Origin of the sequence: Puia sp., assembly GCF_035546395.1 — a bacterium.
Taxonomy (GTDB): domain Bacteria; phylum Bacteroidota; class Bacteroidia; order Chitinophagales; family Chitinophagaceae; genus Puia.
This window is the reverse complement of record NZ_DASZXR010000019.1, coordinates 922675-942671: the sequence shown is the minus strand read 5'-3', so window position 1 is coordinate 942671 and position 19997 is coordinate 922675. Positions and strand designations below refer to the sequence as shown.

The window sequence follows — 19997 nt, the reverse complement described above, 5'->3', positions numbered from 1 at the left end:
GACCGGGCCTGGATGCGGTGGCTGGACTTCCGACTCAGCCGGCACCGGGGTTCTGATCCTTGTCTACGAGACCGGCTTTTTCGCCAATCGCGGTCCGGAGGCAGAGCATAATGACTTCGTGCAGATCGGTGCCTGAGGCATTCAGGGGATCTATCGCCTTCACCAATTTTGTGCACAGGGCCAAGAGCTCTTCCCGATTGTATTTTTTTGACGCTTTTACCAGCTCCGGCTTCATCAGCTGCTCCTGCTGATCCTGTTTAGGATTAAAAATTTCGTTGATATGACTGCACTGATGGCAGACGCCGTTCTTGTTGATCAGCGCGCGCCATCTGCGCTTTATCAAGGGGTGAAACTTTTGACGGGATAGTTCCGCAGAAGATGACCTGACTTGGCGTGCCGGTGAATGGGGGGCCAGGCCTACAAAAATATGCTGACTTATGGGGGATCAGGAGTTCGCGTCTCATTGCGTTTGGTGAACGCACCCAGTATTTATCCAAATTTCCAGTGACCGCAGCATATTGTCGAGCAGTGGCTCGCTGACCGGCTTGATCACAAAACTGATCGCTCCCTGGTTGAGGCATTCTTCCATATCCCTTTTTAGCGGGGACGTGCTCCAGACGATCTTTGGGATCCAATCGTAGCGGGTACCGGACCCGGTTTGCTGGAGGAATTGCGGAGCGTTGAGCCGTGGCATTTTATAGTCGAGCAGGATATAGACGGGGAACGACTGGGAAGGACAGTCTTTCAGGTATTCCAAAAGATGATCGCCATCGTCGAACACGATAACGCCGACATGCGGATACAGGCGCCGCATGCCGGAGACGAAGAATTCTCTGTCGTCGGGATCATCATCAGCTAGCAGTACATATGGAAATTCTTGTGTCATGGAGAGATCGTTTAATGGATTTACAATTGCCGAACGTAAATGAGTAGGGGCATTTACATGAGGTGCGGTATCATCGGTCGATCGATGGACCGAATAGATGTGGAGCACCCGGCGGCGCAATCGTTCTAACGGATTGTCTTTTTTTTGTAATTGCAGTTACCTGGTTCGTAATCATAATAAGGCTCTAAATAAATTATAGAGACGATCCGGCCACTGTTAGGATATCTATTGCGATAGGGTAGAGAGTGATGGAGTCTTGATAGGGGTATGCCAAATATTGTGCCATTCGGTTTTTGTAAGTGTCATCGAACTGTTAATGCGGGAGCGCGCCGTCTTTGTGGAGAATTGAAATTCATTGAATTGACTTTTATCACTTTTTTGGGAGAGGGAGCGCTGTTACGGTCTGGTTACGGGGGAATGTAACCGATGACATTGGGGGTACGTGAGACTTCATAGCGCTCTTTTAGGTGGCGGGAAATGAATGCGTCTGCGGTGGTTTTGCTACTGTATATGCGCAGTCTACTGAGCGTTTACATTTAATTGTTATAATATGTCTGGTATCGGGTTTGTTTTTGTTGAATGAGAAATTATATTCACAACAACCTAAACAATTCGGCTATATGAAAAAGTTACCTATCCTATCCGGTTTTTCGGTTATTGTTCTTCTTTTGGCCTCCTGCGGTAAAGAACGACCGGCAAGCTTCTTATCCCCAGACGCAACTCTGATCCAACGAGCACGCCAATACTTCAAGGATTCTGTCTTTCGTGTTGCCGCCGGAGGGAATGGCGGACTGTTCAATCTTCGAAACTTCTGCCCGAAAGTCCCCATATGGGATTCTGCCCGTACGATCTCAACCGCTATTGGCGGAGCGGTAGTGGAGTCGCATTGTCAGCGCTGCCTAAAGCCGATGCGTTCGCGGTCTTCCCATTTGCGTTGGGAGGTTTTTTCGTCGAGGAGGTTTTCCATGGCGTCGTAAATCTGGTTGAGCTGGACGTCGTGTTCGCCGAGGCGGTCTTTGAGCTCCTGGAGTTGGAGCCGGGAGTCGGACTGGTGAACGAGGATGCGGCGGACTTCGACGAATGCGCGCATGATGGCGATGTTCATTTTGATGGCCTTTTCGGAGTGGAGGACACCGCTGAGCATTGCAACCCCTTGTTCTGTAAAGGCATATGGGAGATAACGGGTGCCCCCGCGGCCGGGTTTTGAGGTTTCAACGTGCAACCTCAAAGGTTGGGTACCCTCGGAGTTGGGTTCGACGGGGACTGAGGTTTCAGTTTGCAACCTCAAATCATCCCACTCTTCCTTCGTAAGCTGGAACATGAAATCTTCGGGGAATCGCTCGATATTGCGCTTGACGGCCAGGTTGAGGGCCTTTGTCTCGGTCTCGTAGAGGGCTGCTAAGTCCTTGTCTAACAACACTCTCTCCCCTCTGATCACGTGGATTCGGTTCTGGATACTTTGGATTATCTGCATATAATCAGGGTTTCGATTAGCGTGAAGTTAGGCAAATTTTGTAGCCATAGGTTGCAAATTTGGGGCCGTTTGGGGGCGGCGAGCGGGCCGGGGATAGCGTGTGGTTCGGGGGCGATGCCGAAGGGGCGGCGGGGCCACGGGGATGGGGAGGGCGGGGAGAAGGGGCGTCGGGGCGCGGGGGGGGGGCGCGGGGGGGCTCTGGCGCGGGCGGCGCTAGTTTTCGAGGGGATGGGGGTGGTCGACGGGGTAATCGCGGCGCCAGTAGGCGCGGAAGGAGAGGCTGCAGTCCTTTATGTACTTATAGTAATCATAATCATTCTCGAAACTGCGGATATACTCGTAGGTCGGCCGGTAGAGGCGCATGAAGGTGTCGAGGAGGGGCTTCTGGAGGCCGGTGATGCGGCGGACGAGGGTTCGGTTGAACCGATAGTCTACATACTTGTCGTGCTCCTCTTCGATGAGGCGACTTTGGAGCGATAACATCTGGCGGTTCTTGCGCGCGTTGAAGATCATGTCGAGGTTGAGGCCCACACCGAGGCCGCCGCCCGTGCCGCCGGCGAGATAATCGGGGGCATAATCGAAGACCTTACGGTACTCGTCGCGGTTCTCGAGGGAATCATAGCGATAAGGCTTGGGCTTGACGACCACGATGGGCAAACTGTCTACCGTGACGGCGAGGCTCATGTTCAGCGGATAGTCGGGGGCCAGACGGCGGACGGCAACGGCGCCGGTCCGGCGGCCGAGGTAGGAGAAGTAAATGCTGTCATCGGTTCTCAGCCGGATACGATAGTGGCCGACCGAATCGGTCATGGTGCCGGCGCCGGAATTGCTGAGCACGCTGACGCCGGGCATGGTGAAGAGCTGGGTCTTGTCGAAGACGGTCCCGGAGATCTCGACGATTTTTGCGGGGGCCTGGGCGCGCTCCGGCGGCGACGCCTTTTCCTGGGCTTGGGCTTGCGCGGGGGTGGCGCGGAAGAGGAGGAAGATGAGCGCGGTTGCTATGATGTGGAGGGACTTCACTGCGGGTTGCTTTTTCTCCCATTGATCATACCCGAAACGATCCCGGGGAACTGGCCAATATCGGCGCGGATGACGCCGGCTAGATGCAGCAACACATACCCATATATAACATATTGCACGAATGCATGCAATTGCTTGACGGGTGCGCGCCATTCCTTGAAGAGGGTAACATTTTCAAACGCGAGTACGAGCCCGGTCAAGGCCATGACGGCAATCGCGGCGTAAAAAACGAGATAGGAGCGCTTGACCAATAAATAATGTTGCTGTTCGCCCCGCTCTTGCGGGGAAGACGGCTTGAAGGTGAGGGCTGCCTTAAGCCTGCGGCCCAGGCGCTCGGCGGAGGGCTGGGTCCACTCTATTACTATGCGGACCACTACGAAAAAACAGAGGATATATCCGAGCCAGGTATGCAACCCCCACAACTTGTCATTGAACTCATGGGCAACGGCACGGGCCTGGTCGGGATTGACGGCGACGCCTTTCTTTTGGAGCTGGGTTTGGACCGATGCGATATTGTTCCGGGTGCGAAAAAGGGTCGAGGCGAGGCCGACGGTGGCGAGGGAGGCGGTTAAAATGAGAAAGAAACTCCAATGCCAGATACGGATGGCGGCGCTATGGCGCTGACGAAGATCCAGGGTGTTGTTGATGTTCAAGTCGAGCCGTTTGATCCGGCAAGATACCATTATTTTTTGGGCTAGTTGAGGGCCTGCTTGCGGTACTGGTTGGGACTGAGACCGACCTCCTTTTTAAAGAGCCGCGAGAAATACGGCAAATTCCCGAAGCCGAGGCGGTAGGCGGCCTCGGAGATGGAGAGATCGGGCGTATTGAGGAGGTTCTTGGCCTCCCCTATCAGAAAAATATGAATGAGCTCGATGGCGGTCTTACCGGTCTCTTCTTTCAACAAATCGCTGAGATAACGAGGCGATAGATTCAGGGACGAAGCGAGGTGGTTTACGGTGGGCAGGCCCTGGGTTTCGACGAGCCCCTTTTCGAAGTAGCCGCTGAGGGTCTCATTGAACTTCGAAACGGTATAGCTGGTCAGGGGCGCGCGATGGATGAACTGCCGCTTGTAGAACCGCTGCGCATATTTGAGGATCGAGTCGAGATGAGAGAGGATGATATCGCGGCTGTATTCGTCGGTGTTGGCGACACTTTCGGCCTGGATCTTGAAATACAACTCCCACATGGTCTTTTCTTCGCTTGGCGAAAGATGGAGGGCCTCATTTGCCTCATAGTCGAAGAATCCATACTTTTTGATCTGCGAATGCAGGGGATGCCCAAGAAGATAATCCTCATGAAAAAAGATCAAAAACGCATCCTCTTCGAATTCGAGGTCTACAAATTCGACCATCTGCCGGGGCCGGACAAAGGACAAACTCCCATTTTCATGATCATATTTTGTACGGCCGTAGCGTATGACGCCGGACTTTAGCTTCTTAAAACCAATCATATAACAATCGCTGGTAAACCGGCGATCGCCCGATGAACAGGCGTGATGACAGCGCACCGCCGCGAGCAACGGATGCTCGGGCGGTGGCCAGCCACCATCGACCAAAAGTGAATGGAGGGTCTTATAATGTCTCATGTGTGTCCGGGTTACCTGTTATTTTCCGTGTGCTGCCGTAGCGACATCGTTCCATTGCTCCCAGGTGGCGAGTCTTTCGGTATACACCTGTTTCGCCAGCGGGTAGGCGATCTTTCCGAGGAACAGGCGGAGCGGCGGATTGGGATCGTCGACCAGCTTGAGGATCGGATCGGTGGTCGCTTCCGGTATCCCCCAGATGTCGCCGGAGGCTGCTTCCCGGAACGCGGCCTTGACGGGTTCATAGGCGGCGATCGGGGCGGTCTGCACGGCAGAGGCGCCGCCCCAATCGGTGGCAAAGCCATTGGGCTCTACGAGCGTGATATGAATACCAAATCCTTTTACTTCGGTGGCCAGCGTTTCGCTGAGGCCTTCGACTGCAAATTTCGACGCGTTGTAAATCCCGAGAACAGGGAGGGTGACCACACCCAACATGCTGGACAACTGGATGATGTGTCCGCTCCCCTGCGCCCGCATGATGGGAAGGGCCGCCTGGGTCACCCACAATAATCCGAAGAAGTTTGCCTCCATCTGATCCCTGGCTTGCTTTTCGGTGGTCTCTTCGACCGTTCCGAAAAGGCCATATCCGGCGTTGTTGATAACAACATCCAAACGTCCAAAATGTTCTTTCGCCTGTCGAACAGCGGCGAAGCTGGCATCGTGATCGGTGACATCGAGGCGGATCGGCAGCAGGCTGTCGGGATATTGCTTTTTGAGATCGGCCAAGGTGTCGAGATTGCGGGCAGTGGCGGCGACCTTGTCCCCGCGCCGGAGGAAGGCTTCGGCCCACAGCTTACCAAAGCCGCGGGATGCACCGGTGATGAAGATAACTTTTTTCATACTTATTTATTTGATGATGTAAAGTTACCCTCACGGAACCCGGTGGTGTTAGCACAAAAGTAGGGAAGACTTATCCATTTTACCGCCGGGTTACAGGTGGGGCAGGGCCGTGTAAGGGGAATGGGGTTCGAAATAGCTCCAAAGCAACGCGGAGACCTGGCGGGTCAGCCGCCAGGCCTCGTTGTCCTTCTCCCAGCGCTGATCTTTGTTATTCTTTGTCGCAACATAAAAGACATAATCGCCATGGGGAGCGTTGACCAAAACGACCTCGGATCGCGAGTCATCGACCATCCCCTGCTTCGAAGCCGCCTGCACATACGGTGGAATGGCAGAAAGGGCATAGTCATCATAAAAGATATGGGTCATGATCCTGTACATATTCTGACTTACATCGGGGTTGATGGCCTCTCCATTCCGGATCATGGTGACGAGGCGGGCCATCTCGCGGGGTGTGGTCTGGCCCCAACCATAGAGTTGGCGATTGGCCTCGCGGCCGGGCGTCCGGTTGTTGAGACGGGTGTTCTTGAAGCCATGGGCGTCGAGCCAGGCGTTGATGGCGACGCCGCCACCGGCGAGGCGTTCGCACCAGACGGCCGTGGTATTATCGCTGTTGGTGATCATGAGACTTATGCAAGTGCGGAGATCGGTCGCGGAGCTGTCCTTGAAAAACTGCATCAATCCTGAACCCTTTTTTGCGGCGGAGTCGCGATATACCAGGGGCTGCTCATAGGTGTATGCTCCCTGGGCAATCTTGTCGAAGATGCCGACGAGGATCGGCACTTTTATAATACTGGCCGTGGGAAAGACGGTGTCGGCGTTGATGGCCACTTCCCTACCCGTCTTTAAATTCTTTACATAGATACCGGCGACGCCATGGAAGGTGTCGACGAGAGGATGGAGAAGGGCTTCGAGCCGTTTGTCGGGACGCTGGGCGAAGAGGGCGGCGTGGCACAGGGCGAGGAGGGTGAGGAGGCAGAGGGACTTTCTCATTGCGTAGATTTACAGGGAATTTCGCTGTAATTTAAAAAGAATTGAGGGAAAACGGCATGGATGGCTGGCATGCAAATTGAAAACCGCTAATCCATGCTATTATTTAACAGGTACCAGTATGAACCTTCCACCGACTGTATCGGGAAGGGGGAATATTCCTTAGTGTTCGAGGCTCTTGACACCCATATTTATCTCCCTGTAGCGGTAAAAGTCTACCGGGCGATGGGATCGTCGGAGAAGTTCGGCTTTGTGAACGTGAATAAGTTTGCCGGCCTGGACCATCCCAATATCTGCCGGTATCTTTATATGGGGGAGATCGGCAAGGAAACGGTGCCGGGCGAGCACGAGAAGCGCCAGGTCTGCGTGATGGAACTCCTGCGTGACGGGGACTTTGCCAGCTATTACCAGGCGAACCGGCAACCGGAGCTGTTGCGCAAAATGGTGCTGGATATCCTTCACGGTCTTACCTACCTGCACTCGAATCGGATCGTCCACCGGCGGCTCAAACCGTCGAACCTGCTCGTCGGGATGACGACGCAGGGCCCGGTGGTGAAGATCACGGATTTTGGATTGGGGTCGGGGAAGGCGGCTTCAAGGGATGCGCATTTTTCCTCGATGGTGATGGAGGTGACGCGGATCGCGCCCGAGCAATTCAACCCCAAAGAATATGGCGTCGAAGGAAGCGTTTCCTATCACGTCGATTTCTGGGCGCTGGGTCTGGCGGTGTACGAGGCGATCGCGGATAACGACGTTCTTTTCCGGAACAGTCCGCGGGACAGCCGGGAGCAGGTGATCCGGAATATCCTTTCCCCCACCCTGCCCGAGAAGGTACGGCGGCTGCCGGCGCCTTTTGACCGATTTGTTTCGAGGTGTCTTGTGAAACATGCCGGGCGGCGGCCGCAGAATACCAGGGAGTTGATCGAACTGCTGAACCGGCCAGTCACGGCAATTCCTGTGGAGAAGGGGCCGGCTGTGATACTTCCCAAGAGGGATATGGCGGAGGTGGCGGTGGCTCCTGCGGCGCGGGTGGTGGAGTTGGAAGAGGAACCTGTGATCGAAATGGAGGCGCCGGTGAGAAGCATCCGGGAGATACATCCCTTTTTTAACCGGTATGAATACGATCCGGGTAAGGCGCTGATCGGCAAGGGGGGATTTGCGAGGGTGTACCGGGCCCTGGACAAGAAGCTCAACCGGTGGGTGGCGTTGAAATTTTATAAATCGGCGGATATTTCCGAGCGGTGTAGTCCGACTGCGGAGATCCGGCGGGTGATCAACCTGGATCATCCCAATATCTGCCGGTACCTCGATATCGAAGAGATCGAGAAAGAAAATGTCTTTGGCGAACCGGAGGTCACGCAGGTGTGCGTGATGGAGCTGCTGGATGGCGGCAATCTCCTTGAATATTACGCATCGCATCCGACGGAGGCGGTGCTGAAGAAGCTGCTAACGGATGTGCTGAACGGACTGGCCTATCTGCACAAGAACGGGATCGTTCACCGGGATATCAAACCGGGAAATATCCTCATCCGGGAGACGTCCGACGGGCCGGTGGCGAAGATCACGGACTTTGGCGTCAGCAAGGTGCTGGATGCGGCCAAGACCGGGCATTCCTCGGCATTGGTGGTGTCGATCCCCTATATGGCGCCGGAGCAACTGAACCTGAAAAAATACGGGATCGACGAACGGCTTGCGCCCAATCTCGATCTATGGGCGCTTGGGGTGACCATCTACGAGGTGATCACGGGAAATGTGCTGTTCAGGAAAGGCCGGGAGGACAGCAATGAGGAGATGATGGCGAATATTCTTTCGCCGGAGCTGGTGGGCCGGGTCGATGAGCTGCCGCCCCCCTTCCGGGAAGTGGTGCGGCGATGCCTGGTGAAGGATGCGCGGCGGCGGGTGCAGCGGGCCGAGGAGCTGATGGAATTATTGCGTCGTCCTGTGGAGGTTGCGCCTCCACAAGTCGTGGAAAGGATGCCACAAGAACCGGTGGTTGCAGAGGAAGAGCCAATCAAGGAGAAGCTGGTGCCGCGGCCGGAAATGAGGCTGATCCCGGAGACGGGACCGGTGACGCAGGACCTTTTTGTACCGGAGAAGAGTTGGGTTTGGGCGGAGGCAGTGAGCGCGCCGGCGCCGGACGAGCCTGCCCGGACGCCGGTGGCTCACCTGGGGTCGCGGATTTGGAATGACGGTCAACGGATTGCGATCATTGCGGCTACCGTATTGATCCTTATCGCCGTATATATTATCATCCATAATCACCGGATGAGCCGGGTTCTACACGCCCTCCCGGTCCAGGACAACGCTACGAGTATGAAATACAACGGCTTGAGGCAATACCACTAATATGTTAGAATAATTTTGTGTACATTTTGGTCGCCAATTCGGGTTTTCCTAGTAACTTTCGCTTTCCCTTCTGCCAGAGAAAGTTCCGATCCGTTAAAGGTGATTACCCGGCCATTCGTAACCCTGCCGTATCCTGCTCACTAAACTATTGTCGCAATATGAACTGCTCTAAATCAATAACAGCAGCGTGGGTATGTCTTCTCTTGTGTAACCTTCTTTGTGCGCAGGACAATCTCGTTTTTTCCCCTGTTGATCGTATTGATTCCAACATCCCAGGTACCGGGACGGGGCAAGGTATGGGCTTGGCAATAGATACTACCGGGGCTGGGGGGGTGTCCACCCAGGACAGCGCCACGAGGGCCCGCGTGAATGCCTTGCTGGGGAGTGTGACCCGGAAGGAATTCGAGGAGAAGGCGGAGAAGAAGACGGCGCAATTCACTGATTACCTGAAGGTACTTTGTGATAAGACGGCGGGTTACGAGGAGCTGGACAAGGCGGTGTCACAGGCGGTGACGCTTTTTGTGAACGATGAGGCAACGGTCGAGGTGTCGTCCAATAACCGCAATGCGGTGCTCAGGCTGAAGATACGGGATTACCTGAAGCGGGTGAAGCAGATACAATATGACCGGATCGAGGTGAAGTGGACGCATGTGCAATATGTGAGCGATCTGAAGCCGGGGCCGGACGGCAATCTTTATGGAACGGTCTCTTTTGAACAGGAGTTCAGGGGGTACCGGGATGGGAGACTGGTATATAGTGATGTTACTCTAAAGCATGCCAATGTGGTGCTCAAGACCTATAATAAAACGTATGAAGGCTCGACCCGGAAGCTCTGGGACGTCTTGTTGTCGGACATCGGGGTTGTGGCTACGAAAACCTTGTAATGTTTTGTAAATTATGAAGGCGCCCCTGTCGAAAGCTTTATTCTTTTTGCCCCTGTTGCTATGCCGGATAACCGTTCCCGCGCAGGTGTTCAGCAATGATGCCGCGACGCGGGAGGCCAATTTTGTGACCAGGGTGATGCAACTGGACGAGTTCATCCACCGGTTCAATAACGATACAAGCAGCGCGATCCGCCGGTACTATCTTGCCCATCATCGCCCGTGGAACAAGAACCGGGAGCAGCTGATCCGAAGCCTTTTCAACTATTCCACCCAACGTTGGGATTCGCTGCAAATGGATCATTTTATCCGGCGGGCGACTGACCCGAACCAACCGGATTCGCTTGGATTTATGCGGGATCAATGGTACGCCGAGGCGGTCTGCCAGTTCGTGTACCGGGAGGATCTTGTCCGGGCGAACCTTATCCTTAAGATCCAGCTGAACCCGGATGGGAGCGCGCAGTGGGTGATCGCGGGAGTAAAACCCCATTTTAAGCTGGCAGTTGGAAAGGCAACGGATGCGCGGCCGGGAGATGTGATGGCGAGCAGCGGGAATTCGGAGGGAGGGGGGGTGAAGACGGCGGGAAGGAAAGTGCCCTTGCCGGTGATCGTCACGATCAGCAGTGTGAACCCAAGGCGGCGGTTCATCCAGCCCGCTGCGAATGAAACTTATTTTGCCGAGCTGGACCGGGATTTTGCCGACAAGCGCCGGCTTCACGATCTTTTCGATCCCCGCTTTTTCGAAGGCCGTTATGCCATGCCGTTCTACCAGGCGGTGCTTCGGGGCCGGATCAAATTCGTCGCTGTGAAAAAGTTACGATACCACTATCTGCAGGTGCATGACTGGATCTTTACGGTCGAGAATTTTGAGCGGGCAACGCGGAACTCCGGTTGGCTGATCACCAGCATCCGGCCCGCGGGTCCCGAAGATCAAAATAATTATGTAAAGAAGCTGCTGGGAGAATAGTGCGAAAACACAAAATGAAATCATGAAGGACCTATCGCCCGTACTGTTGTTGTTTGTCGCCGCCTTTGGGACGGCAGGGCGGGTTGTGGGACAAGATTCCCTTTCCAGCCGGGACGCCGCGGAGATAAGATATAAGGCGGAGAGATTAGTAAAAACGGAACTGAACGATTTGTTGAATACCTTGTCGAACAACAGTTACCAGACTTTGGAAGTGGCCGAGAGCATTCACTCCTCGTATACATTGAATAGCCGTAACCGCATCTTCCGCGACTCCCTGGTCGTGGTGGAACCGGATGTCAGTCCCACGGTCGTTCGCTCCGGGCAGGCCGGCGAAGAGGTACTTGGAAAATACCTGCGGGATGTCGATCTCCTTTATAAAAAGAGCGACAGCGCCACAATCGCCTTCGACCATGTCCGGTGCAGCCCGGTGAAGAAGAATGAAGACCTCTATGTAAAGGTCTATTTCAACTCCCTTTTCAAGGGCCGGAGCGCTATCAGCGACCAGCCCTATTCCGTGACGAACCGGCTTGCGGAGATCAAGGCGGAGAAAGAGGGTACTCAATGGCGGCTATATATCGTCCGGCTTGCCTTTTTCAATCCTGAGGATACCGCCGGTGATGTCGCCAACAATATTCCCATAAAGAACGATGCGAGGGCCGCGGTGGCCTCCACAGACGCCGAACCCGCAAAGGCCGATCCGGCCCAGTTGTATGCCGGATTTATCGAAAAGGCGCGGCTACAGGAGAACAACCGCCAGTATAAGGAGGCGATCGAGAATTACCGGAACGCCATCCGGCAGAAACCTGACGCCTCGGCGAGTCTTCAACAGCATATCCAGCAGCTGACGGACAAGTACGCCACCCTATCCTATCTGCAGGAAAAGTACAATGCCGGGCTATACAAGGAAGCGCTGAACGAGTATACTGACGCGATCCGAAAGGACCCGAAGAACTCGGACTATTATCTTGGCCGCGCCCGCTGTCATGAGAGGCTGAACCATGAGTCGAAGAACATCGAGCTGGCGATAAAAGATTATTCGGAGGCCTATGAGCTGGATCACGGAAATCTTGCGGCCATTCGCTACCGGGCCGACCTCTATGCCGCCACGGGGGAATATTTCAAGGCGCTTACCGACTATACGATCTACCTTACGACGGACCGGACCAATACGGGGATGTACGAACAGAAGGCGGTGATGCATGTCCGGCTGAAGCTGTACAAGGAAGCCTTTGCGGACCTGGATGAAGCATTGACGATTGATCCCAAGGCCGCGCATGTCTACCTGACCAAGGGGCTGTTGCTGATGCAATACGGGCAGGCGGGTGATGGGCGGCAGGCGTTGGAGAAGGCAAGCGACAATTTCGGGCTCTGTCTTCAGCTGGACAGCAGCAATGCGTTACCCTTTTTCTATCGTGGGCAATGCGATCTGCGGCTGGGCAGGGTGCGGGAGGCGGCAGCAGATTTCGATCAGGCCCGGGTGAAGGGGCTGGACGCGGACAACCTTAAGCTCGTGACGGGATATGCGGTGAACTTTGCCAACCAGGCAGCGGATGCCTTTGCGCATAAGAATACGGATTCGGCGCTGCATTATATAGACGCGGCGATAGCGATAGAGCCAGGCTCAGCCCTGTACCGGTTTACCCGCGGAGAATATTACTACGCGCTTGGCGACAATATGAAGGCCGTGATCAGCTATGATCATGCCGTGCGGAGCAACCCCACCTACGTGCAGGCTTACTATAAACGGGGCCTTGCCTGGTATGAGCTGAAGGACTATAAGGTGGCGATCGACAATTTCAATATGGCGTTGAGCCTGAGTCCGCAGCACCTGTATGCGATGAAGGGGAAGGCGGATGCGTTGCGGGCGCTGAAGGACTATACGCGTGCGGCGGAAGCCTATGAGAGCGCGTTGCGGCTCGCGCTGAATACCCGGGGAGTGGCCCCTACCCTGTTGCCGGAGCTGTATAACGACCTGGGCGTTTGCCATTTCCAGCTGGGGCAATATGACAAGACGATCGGCGATGAGAAGCGGGCGATCGCGGAAGACCGGAATTTTGCCGACGCCTATTTCAACCGGGGGTATGCCTATTACCGGCAGGAGCGACTGGCCGACGCCATCGAGGATATGACCAAGGCGATCTCCCTGCTGGACAAGCACCCGGAGTGGCATTATATATTGGGAAGGGCCTACCTGGACAGGAAGGAGTATGCGGGCGCGGCGGCGGCTTTTGGCGACTATGTACGGAGAGACAAGGAGTTGGAGAAGCCGGATGCGGTGTACCTGCAAGGGTATTGCAACTATATGCTCCAGAATTATACTGCGGCGTTGCCGTATTATTCCCGCAGTCTCGCCTTACATTTGGACACCGTGCATTCTTTCCCGGTGGAGATCGGGGAGGTGTACCTGAATACGGGAAAGTATGATTCCGCGTATTTTTTCCTCCATAAAGCCTATCAGCGGGACAGCACGAATGGCTGGGCCTCGTATGGGATCGGGTCTTCGCTTGCCTTGCAGGGTAAGGCGGATGAGTCGATCGTGTGGTTCGAGCGAAGTTTCCGGAAGAAGACGCCCAGCTATGACCAGATCAAACGGGACCGGTTGCTTGGGGATATCCGGAACAGTAAGAAATTCAAGGAATTGCTAAAAAAATATTTTTGATCATGCGGGTTACCCAAATCGACTATCTCCACGAGACCGGCGCCAAGCGAAACCAGGAAGATTTCCTCTTCCCATTGCCGGGTACCGCTTCCGAGAAGGACCGGATCTTTATCGTGTGCGATGGGGTCGGTGGTTCGGAGAGCGGGGAAGTGGCGAGCCAGTATATTGCCGAGGGAGTGGCGCAGGGGCTGCAAGGTGCGCCGGAATCGGAGGTGGGGCTTGCCTTGATCAATTCGCTGCTGGAGGGTGCCCGGTCGCGGCTTGTGGAGCATGCGTTGCTGAAGGGACTTGGCAAGGATATGGCGACGACCTTTACGCTACTGTACCTGATGGAGGGCCGGGCGTATATTGCCTGGTGTGGGGATAGCCGGGTGTATCATCTTCGGGGGGACCGGGTGCTGTTCCGGACGACGGATCATTCGCTGGTGCATAGTTTGGTGCGGACGGGGGAGCTGTCGGAGGAAGATGCGAGAGATCATCCGCAAAGGAATTTGTTGCTGAAGGCGATCCGGGCCGATGAGCCGGGGCCGGAGGCGGAAGGGCATTGGGTGGAGGATATCCGGGAGGGGGATTATTTCCTGCTTTGTACCGACGGGCTGCTGGAGAATATCTCCGATGCCGATTTGTTGTTCCTGCTGCAGCAGAGTGAGCATCGGGAGATGTACCTGGCGAAGGCTTTTAGGACGTACTGCTATAATAAGACGAGGGATAATTATTCCATGTACCTGGTAAGGGTGAGTCCCGCGCCTGCGTCTGTTTCGACGGCGGTTGCTTCCGGATCGGTGGGGCGGGGTCCAAGCAGGGCGAGTTGGATGCTTTTGTCAATGGCGGTGCTGATCGCTGCGGCGGCGTTTGTGATACGGGGGGATATTTTTGCGAAGAAGGATTTGGGGCGGCCTGTGCCGTCCAGGGTGCAATTGGATACGGCGAACATTCAGACGGTCGTCCCTACTGCGGGGTCGGCCAAAGATACTTTAACACCTTAAAACCAGCCTTAAAACAATAGTCATGTTATTATTCAACCGGTACCAGTATCAACCTTCCACCGATCTTATCGGCAGGGGGCAGCTTACGCGGGTATACAAGGCGCTCGACAAGCAGATCTATCTGCCTGTGGCGCTGAAGATCTACCGGGGTAGCGATCCACTGGACAAGGTCGGCCTGGTGAACGTGAAGAAGTTCATCGCCATGGATCATCCCAATATCTGCCGTTATCTGCATATTGAAGACGTCGAAAAGGACGGGCCGTTGGGGGAGAAGGAGCGGACGCAGGTCTGTGTGATGGAGCTCGTGCCGGACGGGGATTTCGGCACCTATTACCGGGAGCGGAAGGACGTTGAGCTGTTGCGGCGGATGGTGACGGATATCCTTCGGGGCCTGGCTTACCTGCATTCGAAGGGGATCGTTCACCGGCGGCTGAAGCCGTCGAACCTGCTTGTAGGGGAGACGACGCAGGGACCGGTGGTGAAGATCACGGACTTTGGATTGGGGTCGGGTAAAGCGGCGCTGCGGGATGCGCGGCTTTCGTCGGTCGTTGTGGAGGTGACCCATATGGCTCCCGAGCAATTCAATCCCCGGAAATACGGTGTCAATGGGAAGGTGAGCTACCAGATAGATTTCTGGGCGATGGGGTTGGTTATTTACGAGGCGCTGACGAATAACGATATTCTTTTCAAAAATAATCCTGATGACAGCCGGGAGCAGGTGATCCAGAATATATTGGCGCCGACACTACCGGAGAAGATAAAGCGGTTACCGCCGCCGTTCGACCGGGTGGTTGCGCGTTGCCTGGCGAAACATGCGGATGACCGGGTGCAGAATACGCGGGAGCTGCTGGAGTTGTTGTCGCAGCCGATAACTACACAGGATGATGTCTATGAGACGGTGGTGTTGCCGGCGATGGCGAGGGAAGAGGCGGAGGAGGAGCGGGAGGCGGCGGAGTATACCGAGTCGGTGGTGAGGGCGATGGTGGCGAGAGTGGTGAAGGGGGAGCAGGTGGGCGGCCTGGCGTCGGAGGCCTCCGCTGCGGCGGCGTTGGCGGCGATGAAGGAGGCGGGGGCTAAGGCTAAGTCGCCGGCGGAGACTTTTGCGGCGGCGAGGTTGGCGGCGGCGCCGGGTGCGGCGGCGGCTGTCGGTGCGGCGGCGCCGGGTGAGGCGGCTGTCGGTGCGGCGGCGCCGGGTGGGGGTGATGTGGCTACTACGAACCGGGTGGACGAGCCTCATGTGCTGTTCAATCGGTATGAATATAATCCCCGGACCGGATTTATCGGTAAGGGTGGATTTTCGAGGGTCTATAAGGCGCTGGACCGGAAGCTGGACCGGTGGGTGGCGCTGAAGTTGTATAAGAGCGGGGATTCGACGGACCGGTATAGCCCCTTTGCGGAGATCCGCCGGGTGATCAACCTGGACCATCCCAATATCTGCCGCTACCTGGATATCGAGGAGATGGAGAAAGAGAATGCGTTTGGAGAAAAGGAGGTGATGCAGACCTGTGTGATGGAGCTGCTGGATGGGGGTAACCTGCACGAATATTATGCGGCGCATCCGACGGACGAGGTGCTGAAGAAGCTGTTGACGGATGTGTTGAAAGGGTTGGAATACCTGCATAAGAACGGGATCATTCACCGGGACATCAAGCCGGCGAATATCCTGATCAAGGAGGCCTATGACGGACCGGTGGCTAAGATCACGGACTTTGGGATCAGCAAGTTGTCGGATTCGATCAATCACCATAGCTCCTCGGCGCTGGTGGTGTCGATTCCCTATATGGCGCCTGAGCAACTGAATGTCAAAAAATATGGGGTTGACGAGAAGATCGGGTATAATCTCGACCTATGGTCGCTGGGGGTGACGATCTATGAGATCATTACGGGGAAGGTGCTGTTCAAGAACAGTGAGGGTGAGACGAGCGAGCAGATAATGACGAATATCATGGCGCCGGAGTTGCCGGAGAAGATCAATGAGTTGCCGCAGCCTTTTTTGGAGATTGTGCGGAGATGTGTGGTGAAGGATGCGCGGCAGCGGGTGCAAAGGGCTGAGGAGTTGATCGAGTTGTTGCATCGGCCGGTCGTTGTGGCGGCGCCTGTGGTGGCGCCTGCGGCGCCGATACCGATCGAGGTTGCTGCTGTTGAGGCCGTTCCCGCCGAAGTTGTTCCTGTCCAGGCTGCACCCGATGTGACATTGCCGGAACCTGAACTAAAAACAGACCAGACGTCGGAGATCGTTTGGCCGGCATGGGTTGAGCAGGAGGTTGCGGAAGCGAAGCCCGAAGAGCCTTATGTTCCGCTATCGCGGGTGGAGCGGCCGAGGAGATGGCGAATCGCCGCCATTGCCGCGGTGGTGCTGTTGGTGGCGGTGGGTCTTTATGCCTTTATGGAGAGAGATCGACTGAAAGCGGCGTTCGGTTATTCTACACTCAAGACCGATTCAACGAATATTGTTTCCGGCGCAACGCCGGCGAGTGCGGCGCCGGCGCCTAATACGGCCGCGGCTGCCGTCGATTCCTCGAAGATAAAGAGCAACGCGGTTGTCGCTGCCCCCGATGTTGCGGAGAAGAAGCCGCGGAAAAAGAAGGAGCGGGTGGCGACCGAGACGGATGAGACGAGTGGACTGGGTGCGGGGACGACGGGTTCCGAGGATTCGACTGCGTTGACTGGAACGAATCCTGCAGCCACGGGCTCCAATCCGGCGAGCACGGGTTCGAATACAGCGGGAACGACTACGACGGCGAAACCCAAGGAGACGAATTCAGGGGGGACGGAGTTGACGAAGTATGTGCTGTTGCTGACCACTCCGGCGACCTGTTCGATCAATATCAATAACGTACCATACGGGGTGCTCGAGAGCGGGAAGACCATGAAGGTATATCTTTCCCCGGGCAACTATATCATCCAGGCTACGAACACGAGCAATCCTTCGGCTGTTTATACCGGGCGGCTCGTGGTGCAGGAGGAGAATCTCAACCAGGTGGGCAAGTATACGATACCGCTATAGCGGCTTTTGCCCGACGATCGCTTCCAGCCGGCGGTTGAGCCTGGCGAGGACGCTGGGTTCGGGACTGAGGGGCGAATACAGCAATTGATTACATTCATCTAATAGAGACCGGGCCTTCCCCGCGAGGGAAGGGTCTTTTTGTTGGAGGATATTGAGAATGTCTTCTTCTGCCCAGCTGTCGGTTTGCAGGCAGGACTGGAGGAAACGGATGAGGGTTTGCTTTATGTCGGCGAGGGCAAGGTCTTCTTTGGTGAGATCTTGCTGCAGAGAGAGCGGTGTTGGGGGCTCTTCGCTTACGGCGGGTTGGTTGGGTTTGGGTGCGTTTATGATCGGGACGTCGGGGATCGGGGCGTTTGTGACGGGGGCGTTGCCGATCGGGGCGTTTGTGACAGGCTGGGTTGCCGAGGGAGGATTTGCTGCGGGTGTCATTTCCGCGGAGACTCCTGGCGGCGACGTACGGCGGCGGCGGACGACGAAAATGACACCTGCAATGACAACGAGAATGAGGGGAATCAGGAATTTGAGTAGCGGTGCTTGTTGGGTTGCCGGGGTTTTAGGGTTTTTCACTGCGACAGAAGCTGATGGTGGTGGCGCCGGGGCTGATAAGACGTGCACGATCAGGCTGTCGGTGCGCTTTGTATGATATCTTTCCGCGACGGGGTCGAACCAGGCAAGCTCCATGGGTGGCAGGGAATACTGGCCAGGGATGGAAGCGGTGAAGGGGATGGCGATGATGGTCCGGCCGGATTGTGGGGTGGTGGTGTCGGTGATCTCCCAGCGTTGGATGGGTTCCATATGACGAAAGCCGGCCGGCCAGCGCATGTAAGGGGCCGTTAGGTTCTGGAAACTACCGGAGCCGGTGATCTCGACGAGCAGGGTGTCGTTCCCGGAGGAATCGGTGTGGGGGGCAGCGAGCCGGCTTTGGATCTGCCATTTCCCGACGAGGCCGCTGAAGGCCGGCGGCCGATCGATGGCGGGCAGGGGAAGCACATGGATGGTGGTCAGGCGGCTGGCGACGACGCCGGAATAGTGGGCGGTCCTGCCATCGGGCGTAGAATAGCTGACGTCATTGCCGGTCTTCAGGGGATCGATGGTGTATTCTCCGGGTTGCAGCGGGGTGAGAAGGGCTTCCCAGACTGCAAAACCATGGTAGCGGCGACCATCGACGGTTTTTTCGGGGAGCGGGGTCTCGTTGGGGCGGCGTTGGTTTATAACGAAACCGTTAAAGATAGGTTTTGCCGTTATCGTGGTGGTGCTTTGCAAGGCGGTGTAGAGCTTATAGGTAAGCCGGATCTGTTGGCCCTGGTAGCACTCGGGGTGGTCGACGCTTGCGACGATGAAGATGTTGTCCCGGATCTTTTTTGCGGGGTCTTCGCCTTTGGCAAGGATCGAGCGTTTGGAAGGGTCGTCGATCGGGAGGTCGTCAAAGGCGTGCTGGGCCCGGGCGGGCCGGGGAATTGCCAGGAGGCCGGCCAGCGAAAGGGGTATAAGGAGTTGCCGCATGCTGCATTGAGCTGCAATTTTGGGGCCGGGCGGCGGTTTTTGGATATTTATTGCGGGAGCGTTTGTTGCGGGAGCGTTTGTTGCGTCATCCCTGGTTGCGGCTGCCACTAATTGCGGATGATCCGGCGGCCCTGGGCGTCGGGGGGGCCGAGGACTTCGTCCATTTTCTTCTGGTAGTCGGCTCGGGTGATGAGGCGGCCCTTGTCGGGGGCTTTGAGGTCGCGGCTGTCGACCTTATCCTTTATCTCTTTTGCGCTGAAGACGATGATCCCGTCGTCGACATCCAATTTCAAGATGGCGCCGGGGAGGCCGTTGAACTGTTCGGGACCGACGGGCACGGGGATATCGCCGGCATACCATGCGATCACCCTGGCGCCGCGGGTCGTAGTGGTGGTTGCCTTTTTACAGGGATGCCCGAGGATGGAGGCCGTTTCATCGGATAGTTTCCAGGGCAGTTGGCGAAGGGTATCGGCGATGATATACTTCGTCTCGGCGAGTGTGGCCTCTTCGAGTACCCGGCCGCTGCTGTAATTCCGATAGAGAACGCCGTCACCACTTCCTCCAAAACGGAGGACGAAGTGATTCCCGCCGGCATTGTTGTCGAAGGGATCGGGAGCCTCATCCTTTGGCATGGCCTTATAAACGGCGATACTGTCCCTGAACAAAACTTCATATGCCCCTGTCTGGAACTGTGGGACCATGGCTTTCATCTGTTCGTCCTTGATCGTGCGATGGACGTCTACCTTTCTTTCAAATACGATAACGCCCTGCCGGGTCTGGGCCGAAAGGCCGACGGGCAGCAGAAGAATGAGAACGGCTTTTTTCATGTTCGTTGCTTTGTTCCAAATTTATCCCGGGA

At 55.9% G+C, this 19997-nt stretch carries 16 protein-coding genes; 6 read left to right on the top strand and 10 right to left on the bottom strand.

Features of this window, described 5'->3' with window-relative positions; translation table 11 throughout:
* Positions 1 to 34: 34 nt before the first annotated feature.
* From VHE34_RS30180 to VHE34_RS30145, 8 genes are all read right to left on the bottom strand, one after another.
* Positions 35 to 343, bottom strand: coding sequence for a hypothetical protein (locus VHE34_RS30180; protein WP_325595143.1), 309 nt, complete (start codon positions 341 to 343; stop codon positions 35 to 37).
* A gap of 117 nt (positions 344 to 460) precedes the next feature.
* Positions 461 to 886 carry a response regulator gene (locus VHE34_RS30175; RefSeq protein ID WP_325595141.1) on the bottom strand — a complete coding sequence of 142 codons (426 nt, stop codon included), beginning with the start codon at positions 884 to 886 and terminating at the stop codon, positions 461 to 463.
* Positions 887 to 1775: 889 nt separating this feature from the next.
* Positions 1776 to 2360 (bottom strand): ORF6N domain-containing protein, encoded by a 585-nt coding sequence (locus VHE34_RS30170; protein ID WP_325595139.1) that lies wholly within the window; start codon positions 2358 to 2360, stop codon positions 1776 to 1778.
* A 213-nt stretch (positions 2361 to 2573) separates the two neighbouring features.
* Entirely contained in the window at positions 2574 to 3380 is an 807-nt protein-coding gene (locus VHE34_RS30165; protein ID WP_325595137.1) for a hypothetical protein, read from the bottom strand.
* Positions 3377 to 4063, bottom strand: a complete 687-nt coding sequence (locus VHE34_RS30160; RefSeq protein ID WP_325595135.1) for a cytochrome b/b6 domain-containing protein — start codon at positions 4061 to 4063, stop codon at positions 3377 to 3379. Before VHE34_RS30160 ends, VHE34_RS30165 begins: the two co-directional genes overlap by 4 nt.
* A gap of 11 nt (positions 4064 to 4074) precedes the next feature.
* The gene (locus VHE34_RS30155; protein ID WP_325595133.1) at positions 4075 to 4965 is read right to left on the bottom strand and encodes a helix-turn-helix domain-containing protein; all 891 of its coding nucleotides are present in this window, start codon (positions 4963 to 4965) and stop codon (positions 4075 to 4077) included.
* 18 nt (positions 4966 to 4983) lie between these two features.
* Positions 4984 to 5802 carry an SDR family oxidoreductase gene (locus VHE34_RS30150; RefSeq protein ID WP_325595131.1) on the bottom strand — a complete coding sequence of 273 codons (819 nt, stop codon included), beginning with the start codon at positions 5800 to 5802 and terminating at the stop codon, positions 4984 to 4986.
* A 90-nt stretch (positions 5803 to 5892) separates the two neighbouring features.
* Positions 5893 to 6792 carry a serine hydrolase gene (locus tag VHE34_RS30145; RefSeq protein ID WP_325595129.1) on the bottom strand — a complete coding sequence of 300 codons (900 nt, stop codon included), beginning with the start codon at positions 6790 to 6792 and terminating at the stop codon, positions 5893 to 5895.
* A gap of 93 nt (positions 6793 to 6885) precedes the next feature.
* On the opposite strand from VHE34_RS30145, the gene VHE34_RS30140 reads away from it, so the two are divergent.
* The 6 genes from VHE34_RS30140 (at position 6886) to VHE34_RS30115 (ending at position 17635) form a co-directional block, all read left to right on the top strand.
* Complete coding sequence (locus VHE34_RS30140) at positions 6886 to 9135, top strand: protein kinase (protein ID WP_325595127.1); 2250 nt, start codon at positions 6886 to 6888, stop codon at positions 9133 to 9135.
* Between the two features lie 296 nt (positions 9136 to 9431).
* Complete coding sequence (locus tag VHE34_RS30135; RefSeq protein ID WP_325595125.1) at positions 9432 to 10019, top strand: hypothetical protein; 588 nt, start codon at positions 9432 to 9434, stop codon at positions 10017 to 10019.
* Between the two features lie 13 nt (positions 10020 to 10032).
* A complete protein-coding gene (locus tag VHE34_RS30130; RefSeq protein WP_325595123.1) occupies positions 10033 to 10983 on the top strand; it encodes a hypothetical protein in 951 nt (316 codons plus the stop codon).
* A 22-nt stretch (positions 10984 to 11005) separates the two neighbouring features.
* Positions 11006 to 13642, top strand: coding sequence for a tetratricopeptide repeat protein (locus VHE34_RS30125; protein WP_325595121.1), 2637 nt, complete (start codon positions 11006 to 11008; stop codon positions 13640 to 13642).
* 2 nt (positions 13643 to 13644) lie between these two features.
* On the top strand, positions 13645 to 14628 hold the full coding sequence (locus VHE34_RS30120) for a PP2C family protein-serine/threonine phosphatase (RefSeq protein WP_325595119.1): 984 nt from the start codon (positions 13645 to 13647) through the stop codon (positions 14626 to 14628).
* 22 nt (positions 14629 to 14650) lie between these two features.
* Positions 14651 to 17635: a serine/threonine protein kinase gene (locus VHE34_RS30115; RefSeq protein WP_325595117.1), complete on the top strand. Its 2985-nt coding sequence runs from the start codon at positions 14651 to 14653 to the stop codon at positions 17633 to 17635.
* Here VHE34_RS30115 and VHE34_RS30110 read toward each other — a convergent pair.
* Together VHE34_RS30110 and VHE34_RS30105 are read right to left on the bottom strand one after the other, a co-directional pair.
* Positions 17630 to 19138, bottom strand: coding sequence for a hypothetical protein (locus VHE34_RS30110; RefSeq protein ID WP_325595115.1), 1509 nt, complete (start codon positions 19136 to 19138; stop codon positions 17630 to 17632). The two genes, VHE34_RS30115 and VHE34_RS30110, sit on opposite strands and share 6 nt — an antisense overlap.
* A gap of 107 nt (positions 19139 to 19245) precedes the next feature.
* Entirely contained in the window at positions 19246 to 19965 is a 720-nt protein-coding gene (locus VHE34_RS30105; protein ID WP_325595113.1) for a GLPGLI family protein, read from the bottom strand.
* Positions 19966 to 19997: the final 32 nt, after the last annotated feature.